The sequence below is a fragment of the Achromobacter sp. RT286_PF genome, assembly GCF_059760425.1.
The window spans coordinates 194,918-214,430 of the sequence record NZ_JCBAMR010000003.1 but is presented as its reverse complement, the minus strand read 5'-3'; the positions used below and the strand labels follow the sequence as shown (position 1 = coordinate 214,430).

20 protein-coding genes are annotated in these 19,513 nt (G+C 65.6%); 4 read left to right on the top strand and 16 right to left on the bottom strand.

Translation table 11 applies throughout. The features are described 5' to 3' along the window. Positions 1 to 123: 123 nt before the first annotated feature. Genes AC6LJY_RS04620 through AC6LJY_RS04590 form a run of 7 tightly spaced genes read right to left on the bottom strand, consistent with a single transcriptional unit; the run spans position 124 to position 6,882 of the window. A complete protein-coding gene (locus AC6LJY_RS04620) occupies positions 124 to 1,194 on the bottom strand; it encodes an ABC transporter substrate-binding protein (protein WP_485799853.1) in 1,071 nt (356 codons plus the stop codon). Beyond that, positions 1,191 to 2,360 (bottom strand): NAD(P)/FAD-dependent oxidoreductase, encoded by a 1,170-nt coding sequence (locus AC6LJY_RS04615; protein ID WP_498135384.1) that lies wholly within the window; start codon positions 2,358 to 2,360, stop codon positions 1,191 to 1,193. Before AC6LJY_RS04615 ends, AC6LJY_RS04620 begins: the two co-directional genes overlap by 4 nt. Then, on the bottom strand, positions 2,357 to 3,742 hold the full coding sequence (locus tag AC6LJY_RS04610) for an FAD-dependent oxidoreductase (protein WP_314355903.1): 1,386 nt from the start codon (positions 3,740 to 3,742) through the stop codon (positions 2,357 to 2,359). The genes AC6LJY_RS04615 and AC6LJY_RS04610 overlap by 4 nt, the downstream gene beginning before the upstream one ends. Beyond that, on the bottom strand, positions 3,739 to 4,080 hold the full coding sequence (locus AC6LJY_RS04605) for a 2Fe-2S iron-sulfur cluster-binding protein (protein WP_314355904.1): 342 nt from the start codon (positions 4,078 to 4,080) through the stop codon (positions 3,739 to 3,741). The genes AC6LJY_RS04610 and AC6LJY_RS04605 overlap by 4 nt, the downstream gene beginning before the upstream one ends. A 37-nt stretch (positions 4,081 to 4,117) precedes the next feature. Then, on the bottom strand, positions 4,118 to 4,912 hold the full coding sequence (locus AC6LJY_RS04600; protein ID WP_104142367.1) for an ABC transporter permease: 795 nt from the start codon (positions 4,910 to 4,912) through the stop codon (positions 4,118 to 4,120). Between the two features lie 16 nt (positions 4,913 to 4,928). Next, positions 4,929 to 5,810: an ABC transporter permease gene (locus AC6LJY_RS04595; protein ID WP_498135383.1), complete on the bottom strand. Its 882-nt coding sequence runs from the start codon at positions 5,808 to 5,810 to the stop codon at positions 4,929 to 4,931. Position 5,811: 1 nt separating this feature from the next. Next, entirely contained in the window at positions 5,812 to 6,882 is a 1,071-nt protein-coding gene (locus AC6LJY_RS04590) for an ABC transporter ATP-binding protein (RefSeq protein WP_219991473.1), read from the bottom strand. Between AC6LJY_RS04590 and AC6LJY_RS04585 the strand changes: the two genes are divergently transcribed. Together AC6LJY_RS04585 and AC6LJY_RS04580 are read left to right on the top strand one after the other, a co-directional pair. Beyond that, a complete protein-coding gene (locus AC6LJY_RS04585) occupies positions 6,876 to 7,097 on the top strand; it encodes a hypothetical protein (RefSeq protein ID WP_498135382.1) in 222 nt (73 codons plus the stop codon). The two genes, AC6LJY_RS04590 and AC6LJY_RS04585, sit on opposite strands and share 7 nt — an antisense overlap. Then, complete coding sequence (locus tag AC6LJY_RS04580) at positions 7,097 to 7,939, top strand: IclR family transcriptional regulator (protein WP_104142370.1); 843 nt, start codon at positions 7,097 to 7,099, stop codon at positions 7,937 to 7,939. Before AC6LJY_RS04585 ends, AC6LJY_RS04580 begins: the two co-directional genes overlap by 1 nt. Before the next feature lie 129 nt (positions 7,940 to 8,068). Here AC6LJY_RS04580 and AC6LJY_RS04575 read toward each other — a convergent pair whose 3' ends face one another. Continuing rightward, complete coding sequence (locus AC6LJY_RS04575; RefSeq protein WP_498135381.1) at positions 8,069 to 9,232, bottom strand: alpha-hydroxy acid oxidase; 1,164 nt, start codon at positions 9,230 to 9,232, stop codon at positions 8,069 to 8,071. Positions 9,233 to 9,440: 208 nt separating this feature from the next. Continuing rightward, on the bottom strand, positions 9,441 to 10,337 hold the full coding sequence (locus tag AC6LJY_RS04570; RefSeq protein ID WP_046804032.1) for a phytanoyl-CoA dioxygenase family protein: 897 nt from the start codon (positions 10,335 to 10,337) through the stop codon (positions 9,441 to 9,443). 158 nt (positions 10,338 to 10,495) lie between these two features. On the opposite strand from AC6LJY_RS04570, the gene AC6LJY_RS04565 reads away from it, so the two are divergent. Further along, complete coding sequence (locus AC6LJY_RS04565) at positions 10,496 to 10,792, top strand: acylphosphatase (protein WP_314355907.1); 297 nt, start codon at positions 10,496 to 10,498, stop codon at positions 10,790 to 10,792. Between the two features lie 120 nt (positions 10,793 to 10,912). Here AC6LJY_RS04565 and AC6LJY_RS04560 read toward each other — a convergent pair whose 3' ends face one another. The 6 genes from AC6LJY_RS04560 to AC6LJY_RS04535 all read right to left on the bottom strand — a co-directional run bounded on the left by AC6LJY_RS04560 (position 10,913) and on the right by AC6LJY_RS04535 (position 16,233). After that, positions 10,913 to 11,818 (bottom strand): EamA family transporter, encoded by a 906-nt coding sequence (locus AC6LJY_RS04560; protein WP_046804034.1) that lies wholly within the window; start codon positions 11,816 to 11,818, stop codon positions 10,913 to 10,915. Positions 11,819 to 11,919: 101 nt separating this feature from the next. Beyond that, positions 11,920 to 12,978, bottom strand: a complete 1,059-nt coding sequence (locus tag AC6LJY_RS04555) for a threonine aldolase family protein (RefSeq protein WP_498135380.1) — start codon at positions 12,976 to 12,978, stop codon at positions 11,920 to 11,922. A gap of 5 nt (positions 12,979 to 12,983) precedes the next feature. Next, complete coding sequence (locus AC6LJY_RS04550) at positions 12,984 to 13,718, bottom strand: amino acid ABC transporter ATP-binding protein (protein ID WP_046804059.1); 735 nt, start codon at positions 13,716 to 13,718, stop codon at positions 12,984 to 12,986. 33 nt (positions 13,719 to 13,751) lie between these two features. Next, on the bottom strand, positions 13,752 to 14,441 hold the full coding sequence (locus tag AC6LJY_RS04545; RefSeq protein ID WP_046804036.1) for an amino acid ABC transporter permease: 690 nt from the start codon (positions 14,439 to 14,441) through the stop codon (positions 13,752 to 13,754). A gap of 9 nt (positions 14,442 to 14,450) precedes the next feature. Next, entirely contained in the window at positions 14,451 to 15,233 is a 783-nt protein-coding gene (locus AC6LJY_RS04540; protein ID WP_046804037.1) for an amino acid ABC transporter permease, read from the bottom strand. An 88-nt stretch (positions 15,234 to 15,321) separates the two neighbouring features. Next, entirely contained in the window at positions 15,322 to 16,233 is a 912-nt protein-coding gene (locus AC6LJY_RS04535) for an amino acid ABC transporter substrate-binding protein (RefSeq protein ID WP_046804060.1), read from the bottom strand. 171 nt (positions 16,234 to 16,404) lie between these two features. Between AC6LJY_RS04535 and AC6LJY_RS04530 the strand changes: the two genes are divergently transcribed. Continuing rightward, entirely contained in the window at positions 16,405 to 17,337 is a 933-nt protein-coding gene (locus AC6LJY_RS04530; RefSeq protein ID WP_082134415.1) for a LysR substrate-binding domain-containing protein, read from the top strand. 132 nt (positions 17,338 to 17,469) lie between these two features. On the opposite strand, the gene AC6LJY_RS04525 is transcribed toward AC6LJY_RS04530, so the two are convergent. Then, on the bottom strand, positions 17,470 to 19,446 hold the full coding sequence (locus AC6LJY_RS04525) for a WG repeat-containing protein (RefSeq protein ID WP_498135379.1): 1,977 nt from the start codon (positions 19,444 to 19,446) through the stop codon (positions 17,470 to 17,472). Positions 19,447 to 19,513 lie beyond the last annotated feature (67 nt).

Here is a 19,513-nt window from a genome sequence, read left to right as displayed (position 1 = left end):
CGCGTTAGCAGACGCGCGTTAGCGGACGCGCGTCTGCTAACACGCGTACCGGCCGCACGCTGGCAGGCGCTTGCTTGCGAGCGCGCTTGCGGTTTATCCACAGGCGCGCGCTGCAAGATCTTATCAACGTTCGACGGTGCGATTCCAGCGGGCGTTGAAGGCGGGGCGCGCAGTGTTGATCTGGTCCCAATCCAGGATCTTGGCGTTTTCCATGTAGCCCTGGAAGCGCTTGAGCGCGTCGGCGCTGTCGGCGGGCGCCTTGACGTTTTTGTTGGACGGGAAGTGGCCACCCATTTCCAGTGCCTTGGCCTGCGCGCTGGCGGACAAGAGGTACAGCGCCAATTTTTGCGAGAGTTCGGGTTCGCTGTTCTTGGCGATGACGCATTCACCCACCATCAGGATGACGGAGCCTTCCTTGGGCTGGGCGTATTCCACCGGGATGTCGCGCTTTTTCAGGCGGGCGATGGCGGTGGGGGTCAGCGGGAAGATGGCGGCTTCGTTGGACTGGATCATTTCGGCCAGCTTGGCCGAGTTGGGGATGTATTCCAGCACGTTGGGGCCGATGGTGTCGGGCCACTTCTTGAAGCCGGGTTCATAGTTCTTGTCGTCGCCGCCCTGGATGCGGTTGAACATCAGGAAGCCGTGCAGGCCAAAGGTGCTGCCGGCGGCGGACTGGAATACGACCTTGCCTTTGTACTTGGGGTCGGCCAGGTCCATCCAGGAAGTGGGCGGTGCCCAGCCTTTGTCGGCGAACATCTTGGTGTTGTAGCCCAGGCCGGTCATGCCGATGTCGATGCCGGCGGCCATGCGGTCTTTCATCACGGCAGTGGGGTACAGCTCTTTCAGGACGGGGTCGTCATTGAGCTGTTGGCACAGGCCCATGGAAATGGCGCGCGCCATGATGCCGTCGTCCAGGAACATGACGTGCATCTGCGGGTTGTCTTTGTAGGCCTGCGCCTTGGCCAGTACGTCGGTCGACGTGCCGGGCACGACGACGATTTTCACGTTGTTGGCTTTCTCGAAATCGGGGAACACGTATTGCGTGAAGGCGCGTTCCATGTCGCCGCCGTTCATACCGACGTACAAGGTCTTTTGCTGCGCCAAGGCCCCTGCGGACAGCAACGCCAACGTTGCCGCGCCCAGCAGCCGCTTCCCCTTGCTCAGGCGCGATGCGCCCTGTTTCTTATCCATCATGGTGACTCCTGCGTTTGCTCACGAACACGTTCAGGCCGAGCCACGGCGCCGTGAGCGGCGGCCGCGTATCGTTCAATGCAAAAGGCATCGATAGGAATCGAGGACTGGCCGCGCAGGACCAGTTCGGAAAGCACTTCCCCCACGGCGGGGCCAATCTGAAAGCCCGCGCCCGACAGGCCGAAGGCGTGGAACAGGCCGGGGACTCGGGCACTGGGGCCCAGCACGGGATTGTGGTCGGGCATGTTGCCTTCCACGCCAGTCCAGAAGCGTATGACCTGCGCGCCGCGCAGCACGGGCAGCAGCCGGGTAGCGTTGGCCATCAGCGCGCCCAGGCCGGCGCGGCCGGGCCGTGCGTAGTCGGGGTCGGTGGACACGCCACGGCCACCGCCGATGACGCAATTGCCGCGCGCGACCTGTCGTGCGTAGATGCCACCGCCTTGTATGCCCAGGCTGACGTCCATGAAGACGGGCAGCGGCTCGGTGACCATCATCAAAGGGTGGATGGACGTTTCGGGTACGGCTTCGCCAAAGTGCTCTGCAAAGCGGCCCGCCCAGGCGCCCGCGCAATTGAGCAGGACGCGGGAGCGCACTTCCAGGCCGTCGGCGCGCACGAGGAAGTGCGTGCCGTCGTGATCGGCCTGGGTAACCTTCACGCCTTCGCGCACGTCGGCGCCCAGCGCCGCCGCCGCGCGCGCGAAAGCCGGTGACACCAGCCGGGGGTTGGCGTGGCCGTCTTCGGGGCAGAAGGATCCGCCCGCGACGTCCTGGCCCAGCCAGCCGAAGCGGCGCGCCAGCTCGCGGCGGTCCAGCATTTGCAGGTGCATGCCGAAGCCGCGCGTGCGCTGGCGATACGCTTCCAGCTGCACCATGTCGGCGTTGGACGCGGCCAGCTTCAAATGACCAGAGCGCACGTATTCGCCATCGATGCCGATCAGTGACGGCAGCTGGCCCCACAGTTCATGTGCGCGTCGGGCCAGGGGCATCTGTTCCAGCCCGCGCCCTTGCCGCCGCACACCGCCATAGTTGACGCCGCTGGCGCGCGCGCCGCACAAGGCGGCTTCCAGCAAGACGACGGGTACGCCGGCGCGCCGCAGGAACAGCGCGGCGCTGCCGCCGACGATGCCGCCGCCGATGATGGCCACTTCGGTGTCAATGCGCTGCGTCATGCCGACACCTTGTCCTGGCGTTCCAGGCACACCACGCGCACGGGTACCGGTTTGACGGGCGGCTGGTTACGCAAGCGGCCCACGTCGGCGGGCGTGCGGCCGCAGGCTTGCGCCAGGACCTCGGCTGCCGCCGCGCCGCACATGCGGCCCTGGCAGCGGCCCATGCCGACGCGTGTCAGCGCTTTGAGGCGGTTCAGTTCTTGCGCCCCCGTGTCGGTGACGGCGCGTCGCACCGTGCCAGCCGTCACATCTTCGCAGCGGCAGATGACGGTGTCGTCGGCGATGGTTGCGGCCCAGTCCTCGGGAAAGGGAAAGGCGCGTTCCAGCGCGGAGCGCACTCGGCTGTTGGCGGCCAGGCGCGTTTCCAGCAGGCGGGCACGCGCGGTGTCGATGGGTTGGCCGATGTCTTGCAGCAGCGCCAACGCGGCGCGTTCACCCGCAAGTTCGGCGGCGTCGGCGCCGGCGATGGCGGCGCCGTCACCGGCGACATAGACGCCGGGCACGCTGCCGCGTCCGGCGGTATCGCGGCGTGGCGTCCAGCTTCTATCGCGCGCATTGAATTCGAATTCGCAGCCGACCAGGCTGGCCAGTTGGGTTTCGGATCGCAGTGCCAGGCCGTAGGCCACGGCGTCGCAGGACACGGTGTGGTCGCGGTTGCCCTGGCGATAGGTCAGGCCCGATACGCGGTCCTTGCCATGCACGGCGACGGGCCGCACGCCGCTATGCAGTGGCACGCCATGCGCGCGCAGCCAAGCCATGGTGTACATCCCCTTGGCCAGCAGCCCGGGCGCGCGCAGCATACCGGGCAGCGCGACCAGGCGGTCGGTAAAGCGGGCGGTGTCCAGCACGGCGGCCACTTGCGCGCCGGCCTTGGCGTATTGATAGGCCACCAGGTAAAGCAGCGGCCCGGTGCCCATGAAGACCACGCGCGATCCGATGGCGCAGCCCTGGAATTTCAGCGCGACCTGCGATCCGCCCAAGGTGTAGACGCCGGGCGTCAGCCAGCCGGGAAAGGGCAGCACGCGGTCGGTGGCGCCGGTGGCAAGGATCAGGTGGGTGTAGGGCACGGCGGTGCTGACGCCGTCTTGCATCACGTCCAGCGTCTTGCCTTCCACGTTCCACACCAGGCTGCCGGGTCGATAGTCGGCGTGCGGCTGCAAGGCGGCCATGGCGCGATGCACGGCATCGGCCTTGCGATGTTCAAAGCCGTACAGCGCGGACTTCGGGCGTTGGAATCCGGGTGGCGGCTGGCGGTAGATCTGCCCACCGGCGCGCGGCGCTTCGTCCAGGATAACGGGCCGCAGGCCGTGTGCGACCAGCGCCTGGGCGGCGCGCACGCCGGCCGGGCCGGCGCCTACGATGACGGGCATCACGATGCTCATGCGATGTCGTCCTCGGGCCAGGGTGCCGCGGCCAGCGTGCCGGACACGGCAGCGGGCGCCATGGGCAGACTTAAAAGACGCATGCCGGGTTCGACAAACGTTGAGCAGGCGCGCAGGCGCGAGCCGTCTTCAAGCTGCATCCAGCAGTCCTGGCAGGCGCCCATCATGCAGAAGCCGGCGCGTGGGGCGCCGCTGAATTCGGAATGGCGCACGCAGTCGGCCTGGGTCAGCACGGCGGTCAAGACGGTGTCGCCGGCCAGCGCGGTACAGGCTTGCCCGTTCAAGGTGAACGGGACGGCGGGCCGGCCCGATTCCGCCAGGCGTTTCAGTATTGCCATGATGCCGGCGCCTCTCTTTTCGCCAACGGCAAGCGTTTCATTTCTGCCCCACCAGCACGCGGTCCAGGCCGTACACGCGGTCCAGCAACAGCATGGTGACGGCGGTCAACAGGATGACCAGCGCCGACACGGCGGCCATCATCGGGTCGATGGATTCCGTGGCGTACATGTACATGCGCACGGGCAGCGTGATGGTGGACGGCGCGGTGATGAAGACGGACATGGTCAGTTCGTCAAAGCTGTTGATGAAGGCCAGCAGCCAGCCGCCGGACACGCCGGGAATGATCAGCGGCAGGGTCATCTGGAAGAACACGGTGGCGCGGCTGGCGCCCAGCGACAGCGCGGCGTGTTCGATGGAGCGGTCAAAGCCGACCAGCGCGCCGATCACCAGCCGCATCACGTACGGCGTGATGACGACGACGTGCGCGGCGACCAGCCACGAAAAACTGCCGGCCATGCCCATCAGCGCGAAAAAGCGCAGCAGCGCCACGCCCAGCACCAGGTGCGGAATCATCAGCGGCGACAGGAACAGGCCATTCAGCACATCGCGGCCCGGGAAGCGGTAACGCGTAATGGCGATGGCGGCCGGCACGGCCAGGCACACGGCGATGGTGGCCGACAGAAAGGCCAGCCACAGGCTGTTCTGAAACGCCTGCATGAAGTTGGGATGTTCGAACACCGCCCGGAACCAGCGCAGCGAAAATTGCGTGGTGGGCACCGTCAGCGTGGAGTCGGGCGTGAACGCCACCAGGCACACGATGACCAGCGGCGCCAGCACGAAGGCCACCACCAGGAAGTTGAACGCCAGCGCGAAAGGGCCGTTTTTCTGCATGTTGGTTCCTTGTCGGCTAGCCCAGGCTGCGTCGGTAAGAGCGTTCGACAACGCGGTTGTACGCCATCATGATGATGACGTTGAGCACCAGCAGCACGATGGCGATGGCCGCCCCCAGCGGCCAGTTCAGCTCGGTCAGGAATTCGTCGTACACGACGGTGGCGACCATCTTCAGCCGTCGTCCGCCCAGCAGCGCGGGGATGGCGAACGAGCTGGCCGACAGGCCAAACACGATCAGGCTGCCCGACAGGATGCCGGGCATGGCTTGCGGCAGCACGATGCGCGTCAGCGTCTGAAAACGCGATGCGTTCAGCGACAGCGCGGCGTGCTCGACGGTGGGGTCCAGCTTTTGCAGCGACGTCCACACGGGGATGACCATGAAGGGCAGCATCACGTGCACCAGGCCGATGATGACGGCGGTGGGCGTGTACAGCAGCGGCCCCATGCCCAAGGCGGCGGCCGCGCGACCGATGGCGCCGCCTGGTCCCAACAGCATGCTCCAGCCGAACGCCCGCACCACCAGCGATATCAACAGGGGCGACAGCACGACCAGCAAAAAGATGGACCGCCACGGCTTGCCCATGCGGGACAGGATGTAGGCTTCGGGCGCGCCGATCAGCACGCAGATCAGCGTGGTGACGCCGGCGATCCAGAAAGTGCGCCAGAAGATCTCCAGGAAATAACTGTCGGCGACCACGGCCAGATAGTGTTCGAACGTATGGCCGGGCAAGATGCCCGCGCCGTAGTCGAACGGCCGAAACGACAGCACGAAGGTCAGCGCCAGCGGCGTCAGCACCAGTGTCAGAAAAACAATGGCCAGCGGGATGGAGCCCAGAATGGCCAGCAGGCCATCATTGCGCGGCTTGGGGCCGGTGGCGGCTTGAGTCAGCGTCGCCATGTCAGGCGGCCTTTTCCACGGCAGGCGCGCGCAACACGCGCAGCACGCCTTCGGCCCAGTCCAGCCCGATGGTCTCGCCATCGTCATGCGGGCGGCGGCCGTCGTTGGGCGTCAGCACGGTCAGCGCCCCCACCGGCGAATCCAGGTCGTACATCCACTGGCTGCCCAGGAAGTAGCGCGTACTGACCACACAGGCCAGCTTGCCCTGGCCGGCGGGCACCGGCACCAGTTTTTCGGGGCGCAGCGACAGCTGCACGTTGTCGCCGTGGCGCAGGCCTTCGCCGTCGACCAGCACCCGCAGCGCGCCGGTTTCGATTTCGGCTTGCGCGCCGCAACGCGTGACGCGGCCAGGCAACAGGTTGGTCTTGCCGACAAAGCGCGAAATGAATTCGGTTTGCGGATGTTCGTACATGCGAAACGGCGCGTCCACCTGTGTGGCGCGGCCGTCCTGCATGACCACGACGCGATCGCTGATCGACAGGGCTTCGGCCTGGTCGTGCGTGACCATCACGGTGGTGGTGCCGATCTTCTTCTGGATGCCGCGCAATTCAAACTGCATGTCTTCGCGCAGCTTGGCATCCAGGTTGGACAGCGGCTCGTCCAGCAGCAGCACGGGCGGGCGGATGACCAGCGCGCGGGACAGCGCCACGCGCTGGCGTTGGCCGCCCGAAAGCTCGCGCGGATAGCGGTCTGCGTGCTTGTCCAGCTTGACCAGCGCCAGCGCCTCGCGCACGCGTTCCGCGCGCTCGGCGCGTTCCACTTTGCGCATCTTCAAGCCGAAGGCCACGTTGTCAGCCACGGTCAGGTGCGGAAACAGGGCGTAGCTTTGGAACACGATGCCCAGGCCGCGCGTGTTGGGTTTGGCATGGGTGATGTCGCGCCCATCCAGCGTGATGACGCCCTGGGTCACGTCGGCAAAGCCGGCGATCATCTGCAAGGTGGTGGTCTTGCCGCAACCCGAGGGGCCGAGCAGTGAGACGAACTCGCCCTTTTCAACGGTCAGGTTCAGGTCGGAAACGACGCGCAGGTCGCCGTAGTTCTTCGAGACGTTGTCCAGCCGCAGAAATGACATTTTCCAAACCCCGTCGCCCGATGCGGGCGTTGTGCCGCGCGTTGGCCCGGTTGCCCGGCGCGTTAGTGGCTTATCGATGGGGCAGTCTAGGAGTTGCCAAAATACATGGTCAATTAGGGTTTTCCGAAGAATCGAATTTTTTGGTTGTTATTTCCGTTCAGAAGAATTTGCTGCTACAAACGATGCTGAATATTTTGTTTATCGGAATTCAATAATGAAGAAGACTGAGACAGCGGACGATTCCAGCGGCCAGGGGGTCTTGCAACGTGCGTTTGCGGTCCTGCGCGTGTTGGCCGATGCCAAGGGTGAAAAGCTGCGGCTGACCGACATCGCCGCGCGTACCGGCCAGGCGCAGGCCACGGTGCATCGCGTGCTGCAAGGCTTGATGCAGGAAGGGGTGGTGGAGCAACCCGCGCAAAGCAAGGGCTATCAGCTGAGCGTGGCTTTCTTTGCGCTGGCAGCGGCAGCTGGGACGCATCAATCCAGCTTGCGCACGCTGTATCGCCCGGCGATGCTGCGGCTGTCGGGCATGCTGAACGACACCATTTTTCTGCTGGTGCGCAGCGGCTTTGACGCGGTCTGCGTGGACCGGGTGGACGGGGCTTTTCCGGTGCGTTCGCATACCGGCGACATCGGCGGGCGCGTGCCGCTGGGCATGGGCCAGGGCGGCCTGGTGCTGCTGGCCAGCTTGCCGGAGGCGGAACGCGAAGAGGTCATCCGCTTCAACATTCCCCGGCTGCACCATCTGGGTTTCGTCGATGAAATCTCGATGCGGGTACGCATCCAGGAATGCCAGCAATTGCAGTACGCGCGCAGCCAGGGGCAGGGCGTGTTTCCGAATATCGCGGGGCTGGCGGTGCCGGTCCAAGACCGCAACGGCGTCACGGTGGCGGCGCTGAGCGTGGCCGCCCCCATCGAACGCATCAACGACGAGCGCCTGCCGCTGATCGTTGAAATGCTGCGCCGGGAGGCCGACGCAGTGGGCGCGCAGATCAATCCTTTCGACCCGGCGTTGCGGCGGCCCAGCCAGTACCTGGGCGCCGGCAACGGCGCGTAGTCCGCGTCGTGCGCGTCGTCCGCGTCGTCCGCGCGCTGCGCATGGTGCGCGAGGTGCGCGGTATGTACGAAGGGGGCCGCCGCGAACGGCGGTTCAATCACATCGCATGGCGCGCACAGGCGCCGCGCCTCAGGTCGGGTACGTGCCGGGCAGCAGGATGCTGCGGTCGCCCACTTCAAGATTACGGCGGCCGCACAGCGCCATCGTCGTATCCATTTCCTTGTAAAGCAGCTCCAGCACGCGGGTCACGCCCGCCTGGCCGTACGCGCCCAGGCCGTACAGGAAGGCGCGGCCGATCATCGTGCCGCGCGCGCCCAGCGCCACCGCCTTCAGGATGTCCTGGCCGGAACGGATGCCGCCGTCCATCCAGACTTCGATCTTCGAGCCCACCGCATCGGCAATCGCCGGCAACGCCGCGATCGACGACATGGCGCCGTCCAGCTGGCGCCCGCCGTGGTTGCTGACGATCAGCGCATCGGCCCCGCTATTGGCGGCCAAGTGCGCGTCTTCCACATCCAGGATGCCCTTGATGATGAGCTTGCCGCCCCAGCGCTGCTTGATCCATTCCACATCGTCCCAGCTCAGGCGCGGGTCGAATTGCTCGGCCGTCCAGGAGGACAGCGACGACAGGTCGCTGACGCCCTTGGCGTGGCCGACGATGTTGCCGAACGTGCGGCGCTTGGTGCCCAGCATGCCCATGCACCAGCGCGGTTTGGTCGCCAGGTTGATCAGGTTGCGCAGCGTGGGCTTGGGCGGCGTCGACAGGCCATTCTTGATGTCCTTGTGGCGCTGGCCCAGGATCTGCAAGTCCAGCGTCAGCACCAGCGCGGTGCAGCCGGCGGCCTTGGCGCGGTCGATCAGGTTGGCCACGAATTCGCGGTCGCGCATCACGTACAGCTGGAACCAGAACGGCTTTTTGGTGGCCTCTGCCACGTCCTCCAACGAGCAGATGCTCATCGTGGACAAGGTGAACGGCACGCCGAAATCCGCCGCCGCCTTGGCCGCCAGGATCTCGCCGTCGGCATGCTGCATGCCGGTCAGGCCGGTGGGCGAAATTGCCAGCGGCATCACCACGTCATGGCCCACCATCGTGGTGCGCAACGACCGGCCTTCCATGTTCACCGCTACGCGCTGGCGCAGCTTGATCTTGTGAAAATCGCTTTCATTGGCGCGGTAGGTGCCTTCGGTCCAGGCGCCGGAATCGGCGTAGTCGTAGAACATGCGCGGCACGCGCTGTTGCGCAACGGCGCGCAAATCTTCGATGCAGGTGATCGTAGAAAGGTTAGCGGTCATGAGAGGTCTGAGGAGTGATAGAGGTGCGCCAGCTGCGTTTCGTATTTTTAGAATCTGGAGCCGCCGGCTGCGGGCGGCCTCGCCGCAACGCCTGGGTAACAGGACCTGCGGCGCCGCCCAGTATACGCGCCGAGGCCGGCAAGCGCTGCTTGCCGGCCCCGTTCGCCCCCCTCTGACCGGGGCTCTTTCGGCCCCCTGTCCACCCAAGCTATCGCGGCCAGACCTTGCTGACCGCGCGGATCGTTGCCCACGCCACCCAACGCGGGCTGGTCAGCCGCGCGCCCGGCAGCCGGCGCATCACATCCACGGCCAGACCGCCGCGCTTGTGCCATTGTTTTTTACGCGTCTGGCTGTCGGTCCAGCGGCCTTCCAGCCACGGAAATTCACGGCGCCCCGGCTTGTAGACCGGCGGCGTGTTGTAGATCAGGATGTACGCCAGGCGCGGCGACGGCGACGTATTCGGCCCCGTGAAATGCAAGGTGCGCGCGTCATGCACGGTGATGCCGCCCGGGTCCAGCGGTTCGGCCACGGCCTGGTCGCGGCGGAAGTCGCCGCAGCATTCCAGCGGATGCAGGCTCTTGTCGCCCCCGGGCGAGCGGTGTTCCAGCACGTCCCATTTGTTCGATCCGGGAATGAACTGCATGCAGCCGTTTTCCACGGTTGCCGGTTGCAGCGCCAGCCAGATGCTCAGTTCGTTGTAGACAAAGTCGGGCGAACGGAACGCCTCGTCCTGGTGCCACGGCGTCTCGGGGCCGAACGGGCCGGGCTTGAGCAGGGCGTGCTCGCCATACAGCGCCGCCTCTTCGCCCAGCAGTTGCCGCGCCAGGTCCAGCGTGCGCTCGTGGTAAGTCGTCTTGAGCAGACCGGGGGCATAATGACGCGGATCGTGCAGGCTGGGAAACTTGGCGGGCTTGGACGGGTCGTCCCGGCTCACGAAGTCGTACTGCGCACCCTCGTTGTATCCCGTCTTGTTGGCGAACAGGTCCAGCAGGGTGCGGCGGATATAGCCCACCTCGTCCTGCGGACACATGTCCTTCAGGGCCAGGTAACCCTGGTCCCTGTAGCGCGCTGTCTCAGCTTCCGACAACAAACTGGTCTCTTCCATAATGGCTTCTCCAAGCTCTGGTAGCGGGTGTTCCCGTTGGCACGTTTTGACATGAGCACTAACGTATCGCTTCGATGCCCATGGGGCCTATAGACCATCCGCTGTAGCCATATCCGCCTATTCATCCCATTGGCGGCGCATCATCCGAAGGAAAATCCATGCAAGACCCCAAAACCGACTCCCATATCGAAACCGTTCTTGTGTCAGTCAGCGGCACGGTGCAAGGCGTGGGGTATCGCCACGCGACCGTGCGGCGCGCTCATATGCTGGGTGTGACGGGCTGGGTGCAGAACCTGCTGGACGGCACGGTCGAAGCCCTGGTGCAGGGCACGCCCGACCAGGTGGACCACATGCTTGAATGGCTGCGGCGCGGCCCGCCGGGCGCCTCGGTAGAAGAAATCACGACGCGCCGGGAGTACACCGACAAGCGTTACATCCGTTTTGAGCAGGTGTAGGCAACAAATCCGGGTCGCCGTGAAGGGCTAGTCCAGCCGGCCGAGGGATGAGTGTTGCATTACCGGGTTTGGCAGGCCGGAGGGGGCGGGGTTGTGACCCGTTACGGTCACGGGTTTCGATCACCGGTTCCGCAGCCAGCGCCCGCCCACCTGGTTAATGATCAGCCCGGTCAGCACGCCGGCCGCCCCCAGCCATTGCAACGGCTGCAACTGCTCGCCAAAGGCCATCGACGCCGCCCACAAGCCCACTACCGGCACCAGCAGCGAAAATGGCGCGATCTTGGCGGCGGGGTGGCGGGTCAGAAGGCGGGTCCACAGCGTGTAGGCCACCAGCGTGGCCAGCACGGCCAGGTACAGCACTGACAGCGCCTCGCCCCACCCCATGCCGGTAATCATGCCCACCACCGGCTCCCAGCCGTCGATCAGCACGGCCAGCAACAGGAACGGCAGCACCGGCGCGGCGCTGCTCCAGGCGATGAACGCAAAGGGGTCGTAGCCGGGCGCCTTGCGGCTGGCCAGCCGCACGATCATGTTGGACGCCGCCCACATGAACGCGCCCCCCAGCGTCAGCGCAAAGCCCAGCATCGTCATCTGGCCCGGCCCCTCGCCGCGCCCGCCGGCGATCACGGCCAGCCCCAGCGCGGCCACGCCCAACCCGATCCAGTGATGCCGCCGCGCCCGCTCGCCCAGCACGGGCGCAGCCAGCAGCAAGGTGAAAAACGCCTGCGTCTGGATGACCAGCGAAGCCATGCCGGCCGGCATGCCGAATTTCAGCGCGGTGAACAACAGGCCGAATTGGCCCAGCCCCTGCACCAGCCCGTAGGCGGCGATCCAGTGCCACGGCAGCTGTGGCCGGCGCACGAAAAGGATCAGGGGGAAGGCGGCCAGCGCGAACCGAAGCGCGCCCAGCATCATGGGGGACAAGCCCCGCATGCCGACCTTCATGACAACAAAATTAAGACCCCAGATGACCACGACCGCCAGTGCGCAGAAATAGTCTTTTCGGGTGAGATGAGTCGTGGACATGCGGCATTATCGCACCGCCGGAAGGTGCCGGCGGCGTCGATAAACACGAGTTTTCCAGCGCAATTTTCAGCGTCGGACCGTAGGGTTTTTTCAGCGCCTTTTCAGCGTTTTTTCAGCACTGCCGCAAAGGCTTGCACCGCGGTGTCGATGTCCTTGTCCTCGATGTGGCGATGCGTCACGCAACGCAGCCGCGTGCGGCCCCACGGGCGCGTCAACAGCCCTTCGGCCTGCAAGGCGGCGACCCACTGCGTATTGGTCATGCCGGAATCTGCCGTCTCGACCTGCACGATGTTGGTTTGCGGCACCGTAGCCGACAGGGCCGGCGCCAGGCGGTTGATGCCGTCGCTCAAGCGGCGCGCGCGCACGTGGTCTTCAACCAGCCGCCCCGTCATCGTCTGCACCCCTTCCAGGCCGGCCGCCGCCATGATGCCCGACTGGCGCTGCGTGCCGCCCAGCATGCGGCGCAGCGTGCGCGATTTGGCGATTACGGCCTTGCTGCCCGCCAGCACCGCACCCACCGGGGCGCTCAGACCCTTGGACAGGCACAGCGACACCGTGTCGGCGTACTGCGTGATCTCGTCGGCGGGAACGCCCAGCGCCACGGACGCATTGAACAGGCGCGCGCCGTCCAGGTGCACGGGGATACCGCCCGCCTGCGCCATGCCGTGCACCGTGCGCATATGGTCCAGCGGCAGCACCGTCCCGCCGGCGTTGTTGTGCGACGTTTCCATCGCCACCAACGACGTTTTCAAGCGGTGGCCGCCCGACAGCAACGCCTCTTCCAGCCGGTTCAGGTCCATCGCGCCGTCCGTGCCGGACACGCCTTGATAGAACAAGCCGGTGAAGGTGGCGGCGCCGCGCTCCGACGTGTACATGTGGGCCGACGATTCCAGCACCACCTGTTCGTTGCGCTGGGTCTGCGCCAGCACCGCCAGCAGGTTGGCCATGGTGCAGCTGGGCACGAACAGCCCGGCCTCCTTGCCCAGGAGTGCCGCTACGTGCGCTTCCAGCGCGCGCACCGACGGGTCGCCATCCAGGCCGTCATCGCCAATCGGCGCGGTACGCATGCGCTCGTACATAGCCGCGGTGGGGTGGGTGACGGTGTCGCTGCGCAGGTCGACTGGCACGGTCTGATTGTCGGCGGGAGTCCGCTGGGTCATGGGAATCAATGCTGCAAAATTTTGGAAAGAAATTGGCGCGTGCGCGGAGCACGCTCCTCGACATTGCCGAAGAATTCGTCCTTGACGCAGTCTTCGACAATCTTGCCGCCGTCCATGAAAATCACACGGTCGGCAACGCGGCGGGCAAACCCCATTTCGTGGGTCACCACCATCATGGTCATGCCTTCGCTGGCCAGGTCCGTCATGACGTCCAACACTTCGTTGACCATCTCGGGGTCCAGCGCCGAGGTGGGTTCGTCGAACAACATGACGACCGGGTCCATCGACAACGCACGCGCAATCGCCACACGTTGTTGCTGGCCGCCCGACAGTTCGCCGGGATGCTTGTCCTTGTGCGCCGACAGGCCCACACGTTCCAGCAGCGTCAGCGCCCGCGCGCGGGCCTCTTGCTTGCCGCGCCCCAGCACCTTGGTCTGGCCCAGGCACAGGTTTTCGGTCACCGACAGATGCGGGAACAACTCAAAGTGCTGGAACACCATGCCGGCCACCGAACGCAGCTTGGGCAGGTTGGTGCGCGGGTCGCCCACCGAAATGCCGTTGACCACGATGTCGCCCTTTTGAAAGGGTTCAAGCGCGTTCACGGTCTTGATCAGCGTGGACTTGCCCGAACCGGACGGCCCGCACACCACCACGACCTCGCCCTTGCCGACTTTCGTCGTGCATTCATCCAGCACCTGAAAGGAGCCGTACCACTTGCTGACCTGGTTGATCTCGATCATCGGGGTATTCGGAAACAGTTGCATCGTTAAACCCTATCGCAGCACGCGGGTGCGCTTTTCCAGCAGTTTGACCAGGCGGGACGCCGTGAAGCAGATCACGAAATACACCACCGCCACGAACAGGTAGAGCTCGACCAGGCGGCCATCGCGCTGGCCGATCTTGGAGGCCGCGCCCAGGAAGTCGGTCAGCGACAGCACGTAGACCAGCGAGGTGTCCTGGAACAGGATGATCACGCGGGTCAACAGCGCCGGCACCATGTTGCGAAACGCCTGCGGCAGCACCACATAACGCATGCCTTGCCACGGCGTAAGTCCGATGGCCATGCTGGCCGACACCTGGCCACGCGCAATGGACTGGATGCCCGCGCGCATGATTTCGCAGAAGTACGCGGCCTCGAACATCGTGAACGTGATGACCGCGGAATTGAACGCCCCCACGCGCAGCGGCGTCGGCGACCCGACCACCCACGCCGCCATGTACGGCACCAGGAAATAGAACCAGAAGATCACCAGCAAGAGCGGAATCGAACGCATCACATTGACGTAGATGCCCGCCGGTACCGACAGCAGCTTGAAGCGCGACAGCCGCATCATCGCCAACACCGTGCCCAGCGCCAGGCCCATCACGGCGGCCAGCGCCGTCAGCGTCAAAGTGAACGTCATGCCCGTCTGGAACAGGTAGGGCAGTGCGGTCCCAATGACGTCGAAATCAAATTTACCCATCGCGATCCCCTACCGGCCCAGGCCGGCGGTATTGACGGCGACCGGGCCGCTCTTGCTGGCCGCGCCGATCAATCCGGGCACCGCGATATGCCGCTCAAGCTGGCGCATGCCCAGCACGACCATGCCGTTGAGGATCAGGTAGATCACCGTCGCGGCGGAAAACGCCTCGAAGATGTGGAAGGTGAATTCCTGCATGGACCGCGCCTGGCCGGTCAGCTCCAGCAGGCCGATGGTCAAGGCCACCGACGAATACTTGATGGTACCCATGAATTCCGAGGTCAACGGCGGCAGCACGATACGAAACGCCTCGGGCAGGATGATGTAGCGGTACACCTGCACCTCGGTCAGCCCCAGCGCGGTACCCGCCTGGAACTGGCCGCGCGGCAACGACTGGATGCCGGCGCGCAGCTGCTCGGCCACACGAGCCGACCCATAGAAACCCAGGCACAGCACGGCGGGCACAAATTGCCCCCAGGGTTGCGGCATCTGCTTGATCGCCAAGCCCCAGGCATGCGGCAGCAATTCAGGCAGCACGAAATACCACAGGAACATCTGCACCAGCAGCGGCACGTTGCGAAACAGCTCGACGTAGGTCGCGCCCAACACATTCATCACGCGCGATTGCGCCGTGCGCATCACGCCCAGCCAGGACCCCAGCAACAGCGAAAAGACCCACGCCGTCAGCGCCAGCGCCAGCGTCCAGCCCACGCCGATCAGGATGGTTTCCAGGAAGGTGTGCACGCCGTCCGGCGACATCTCCAGGAAGACGCTCCAACTCCAGTTGTAGTTCATGCCCGTGCCCTAGATGGCGGCGCCGGTCACGGCGCTTTGCCCCAAAACCGCCGCGGGACGCCTGGGCGTCCCGCGGACTACCTGCTGTTTACTCGTACGCCTTGGGGTCACCCGAATCGGTCGGGTTGGCCAGCGCGCGCTTGAGCGCGTCGCTCATCGGGTACTTCAGGTTGATCTGCTTCGGGGGAATCGGCGAATTGAAGTACTTGTCGTAGATGGCGGCGACCTTGCCGGTCTTGATCAGGTCGAGCACGGCATCGTCCACCACCTTCTTGAAGGCGGGGTCATCCTTGGGTTCCATGATGCCGTAGGGCGCCATTTCCAGGCCCTTCTTGCCGATCACGAACGCGTCGGGGTTCTTGGACGAAGCCACGGCGCCGTACGCGATGCCGTCATCGTTGGCAGAACCCGCGGCACGGCCCGATTCCACCATCAGGATGGTTTCGGCGGTGTCCTTGGTGGGCGCCATCGTGATGCCCAGATTGCCCTTGGCGTTCAGCCCGGAGATCAGGCGGAAGGTCTGGCCGCCGGCCTGGGCGGCGATGGTCTTGCCGCGAAACGATTCCAGGTTGTTGGGATCGACGCCGCCATCCTTGCGCGCCACCAGCACCACCTGCGCCACGAAGGTCGTGGGCGCGAACGACACCAGCTTGTGGCGGTCCAGGTTGTTGGTGGTGTTGCCGCATTCCAGGTCGATGGTGCCGTTGGCCAGCAGCGGGATGCGCGTGGCCGAGGTCGTCGGGTTGTAGCGCACGTCCAGCTTGGGCAGCTTCAACGCGGCCTGGATATGCTTGGCCACTTCCTGGCAGATCTCCACCGTGTAGCCGATCGGCTTCTGGTTGCCGTCCAGATACGCAAACGGCACCGAGGTCTCGGGGTGCCCCAGGGTGATCACGCCGGTTTCGCGGATCTTGTCCAGGCGGCTGGGGCCTTCGGCGTGGGCGGTGGCCGCGCTGCCCAACAGGGCGGCAGCGACGGAGATCGCGGCAAATGCTTTCATCTGATTCCCTTGGCGCCGTGCAATCGGCGCGTATTTGTATTCACGATCGGCGGCACCGGTTTGGCCGGCGTCCGCCACGTCCCGCGATGAGCCCCGCGGCTGGCAAAAAGTATCAACTAGCAGTATGGTTTTATCCAGTTCCAATCAGGTATTCCTCTATACGGATTTGATATGGCCATTCCACGGATGGGCTTAAGACACATCGAGGCCTTCCGAGCCGTCATGATGACCGGCTCGATGACGGCCGCGGCACGGCGCGTGCACACCTCGCAGCCGCACGTTAGCCGCTTAATAGCGCAATTGGAAGCGATCACCCAGTTTCCCCTGTTCGACCGCAATGGCAGCCGCCTGAGCCCTACGCAAGACGGCTCGCGCTTCTTCCAGGAGGTCGAAAAAACCTTTATCGGCCTGGCCGGGCTGGAGTCGGCGGCAGCCAGTATCCGCTCGTTCAGCGCCAGCCGCCTGAGCGTGGCGGCCATGCCCCGGCTGGCCGGCGGCATGCTGGCGCGCATCGTCGCCGCCTTCAAGACCGAGTACCCGGACGTGATGGTGTCCATCCATTCGGGCAGCGCCAGCGCGGTGCACAACTGGATCAGCTCGGGCTTTTGCGACACGGGGCTGGCGATGCTGTCGGGCGACAGCCCGGGCATCCAGGTCGAACCCGTGCTGACCATGAGCTGCGTGGCGGTGCTGCCCAAGGGGCACCGGCTGACCAAGCTGAAAAAGCTGAAACCCGCCGACTTCGCGGGCGAGCCCTTCATCGCCTTTCCCAGCGCCACGCCGCTGCGCGAGAAGATCGACGCCGTCTTCAAGGCAGCGAAGGTGGAACGGCAGACCGTGGCCGAAGCGGGGCTGGGCTCGTCGGTATGCGCGCTGGTGGGCGCGGGGCTGGGCGTGGCGCTGATCAACCCTTTGGCCGCGCGCGAAGAGTACGAGGCCAACGGCGTGGAAGTGCGCCCGTTCAGCCCGTCGGTGCCGGTGACGGTGGCGCTGCTGTACCCGCCGTATCACACGCGAACGCGGCTGGTCAGCGTGTTTTCGCGCTACGCGCATCAGCTGATGCAGGAAGAGATGGCGGATCTGAAGGCGCGGCCGGCGCGGTAGTAGGGGCTGTGGAGCGACGCGTGCGGCTAGCAGCGTGCGGCTAGCAGCGCGCGGCTAGTGGCGTGCGGCTAGCGGCGCGCGGCGTGCGGCCGCATGGGGGACGCGCGGGGACGCGCGGTGGGCGGCCGAGTGCTACTGCGGCGCTGCTTGGACTCGCCCGTCCGCGTGCAGATAACGCATCGTACCGGCGGCATGCATGGCAGGCACGGCCTGACCCTGGCTCCAGCATTTCGCGATTGCGGAGGGCACGCCATGCACGCCGTCACCCGTATGCAGGGCCGCCGGCACGCCGATCCACGCATACACCGGTTCATGCAGCCACGCACCGTTCGCGTCGGCGATGCCGATGTGCAGGCCATCCGGGCTGTGCTCGCTGGCTTGTTCGTTGGCGTGTTCGCAGGCGTGTTCCGGCGCTACGGCGCACAGCCAGCCGTAGGTGTCGTTCCACATCAGGCCGAACAGCATCTGCTGCGTGCAGGGTAGTGTCTCGCGCCGCTCGGCCGTGTCGTAAACCCCTTGGAACCACTCGTTCCATTCGCCGTGATCCACGCACCGCAGCACGCGTACATAGCGGCCGACCTGGCCTGCGGGGGGTGGCGTGATGTCGGCGGGGTCGGGCGCGGGCAGCCAGATGATGTCGGCCAGATCGGTATACGCCACGGGAACGACGACATCGCCCTGGCCGTCCACGACGCCGCGACGATCGTCATCGGTCAGGACGCGTATGCGCATCTTGCCGCTTATCCACAAACCGGCAGGATCGGACTCCGTATCCACGGGCGCCAACGCGGCGTACCGGGCGTCCAGCACCAGGCGGCCTTGGGCGTCGATCAGACCGCACAGGTCGCCGCGTTGCATCACGTAGGCGTGCAGCGCGTCGTCCCAGTTGATGTCGTCCCACACGGGCGGGCTGGCCCAGGCCCCGCGCCGGTCGATCAGGCCCCAGCATTCGGCTTGAAGCGCGGGCGCCAGCCCCCCTGGGGAAAAGTCGCCGGCTGATTCGAAAGCGGCGGGTATCGCCCACGCCCCCGACCTATCCACAAAGCCGATCTGCTCGCCTATCCGCGCCATCGCCAAGCCCTGTGAATAACTCCATACCTCGTCCAGCTGGCACGGCATCAACACGCGGCCGCTAGTGTCGATCAGACCCAGCTTGTCGTCCTTGAGAACGGCGGCAACGCCCTCTTCAAAACGCCAGATGGAATCGAATTGCGGTGGCACCACCACGCGCCCGTCCTCGCCGCGTCCTTCACGCACGCCCCACAAGTTGTCCACAGCAAAGCGATGCAGGCCATCGCCAAGGTGGGTGTCATGCCGCTTGGCCGGGGAGCCATTGACGGCCTCTTTGTCGTTGTCGTTGTCGTCGTCGTTGTCGTTGTCGTTGTCGTTGTCGTCGGGATCGTGTTCGTCACTAGCGCTGGCTTCATCGTCGCCGTCGCCGTCCTCGTCCTCATCCTCATCGAAATCTTCATAGCGCACCCGCCGGGCGGGCTCCCGCTGGTCGAAGTAGGGATGCGCCAAGCCGCCCAAGCCGACACGCCAGGCCCATCCGGATTCATCGTCGGCGCCCGTTACGCCCAGCAAGCGCAACACTGCCGCGATATCGTCGGCCCGCATGCCGTCCTGCAAAGCCTGCCAATGATCCGCGCACACCGTCCGCGCGTGCGCCAGGTACGCATCCGCGCCATGCGCATGCAGCCATGCCAGCTCATCAAGATTGGCGCTTATCCATAAGCCGGCCACGTCGCCCGGCGCGGCCCCGGCAGACCGGACCGCCTTGGCAAGCCGCGCATCGATCCGTTCGTCCAGGTACGCCACCGCCGCATCCAGCTGCACACAATGGGGCGCATCGCCGCTTGCCGCATGGCCCCGCACGAAGTCCGCGACCAGGCGCAAGCGATCAAGCCCGGCCTGCGCCGGGGCGGCCAACGCCGCCGTGCCCGCATCGCCAAACACGCGCTGGGACGCATCGGCGGCCCGCAAGGTGCCCTCGGCCAGCAACACCTGCCACAAGGTGGGCAGACTGCCGTTAGCACCGGCAAGCGCTTCTGATGACACCGTGCGACCATCCCGGTCCGCCTGCAACGACAACCACGCGCGATTACCCATACCTGCATCCTTCAAGCACATCGGCCGCGCACCGTCCGCGCGCGACCCGTCAAAAAGAAAGGCCAGC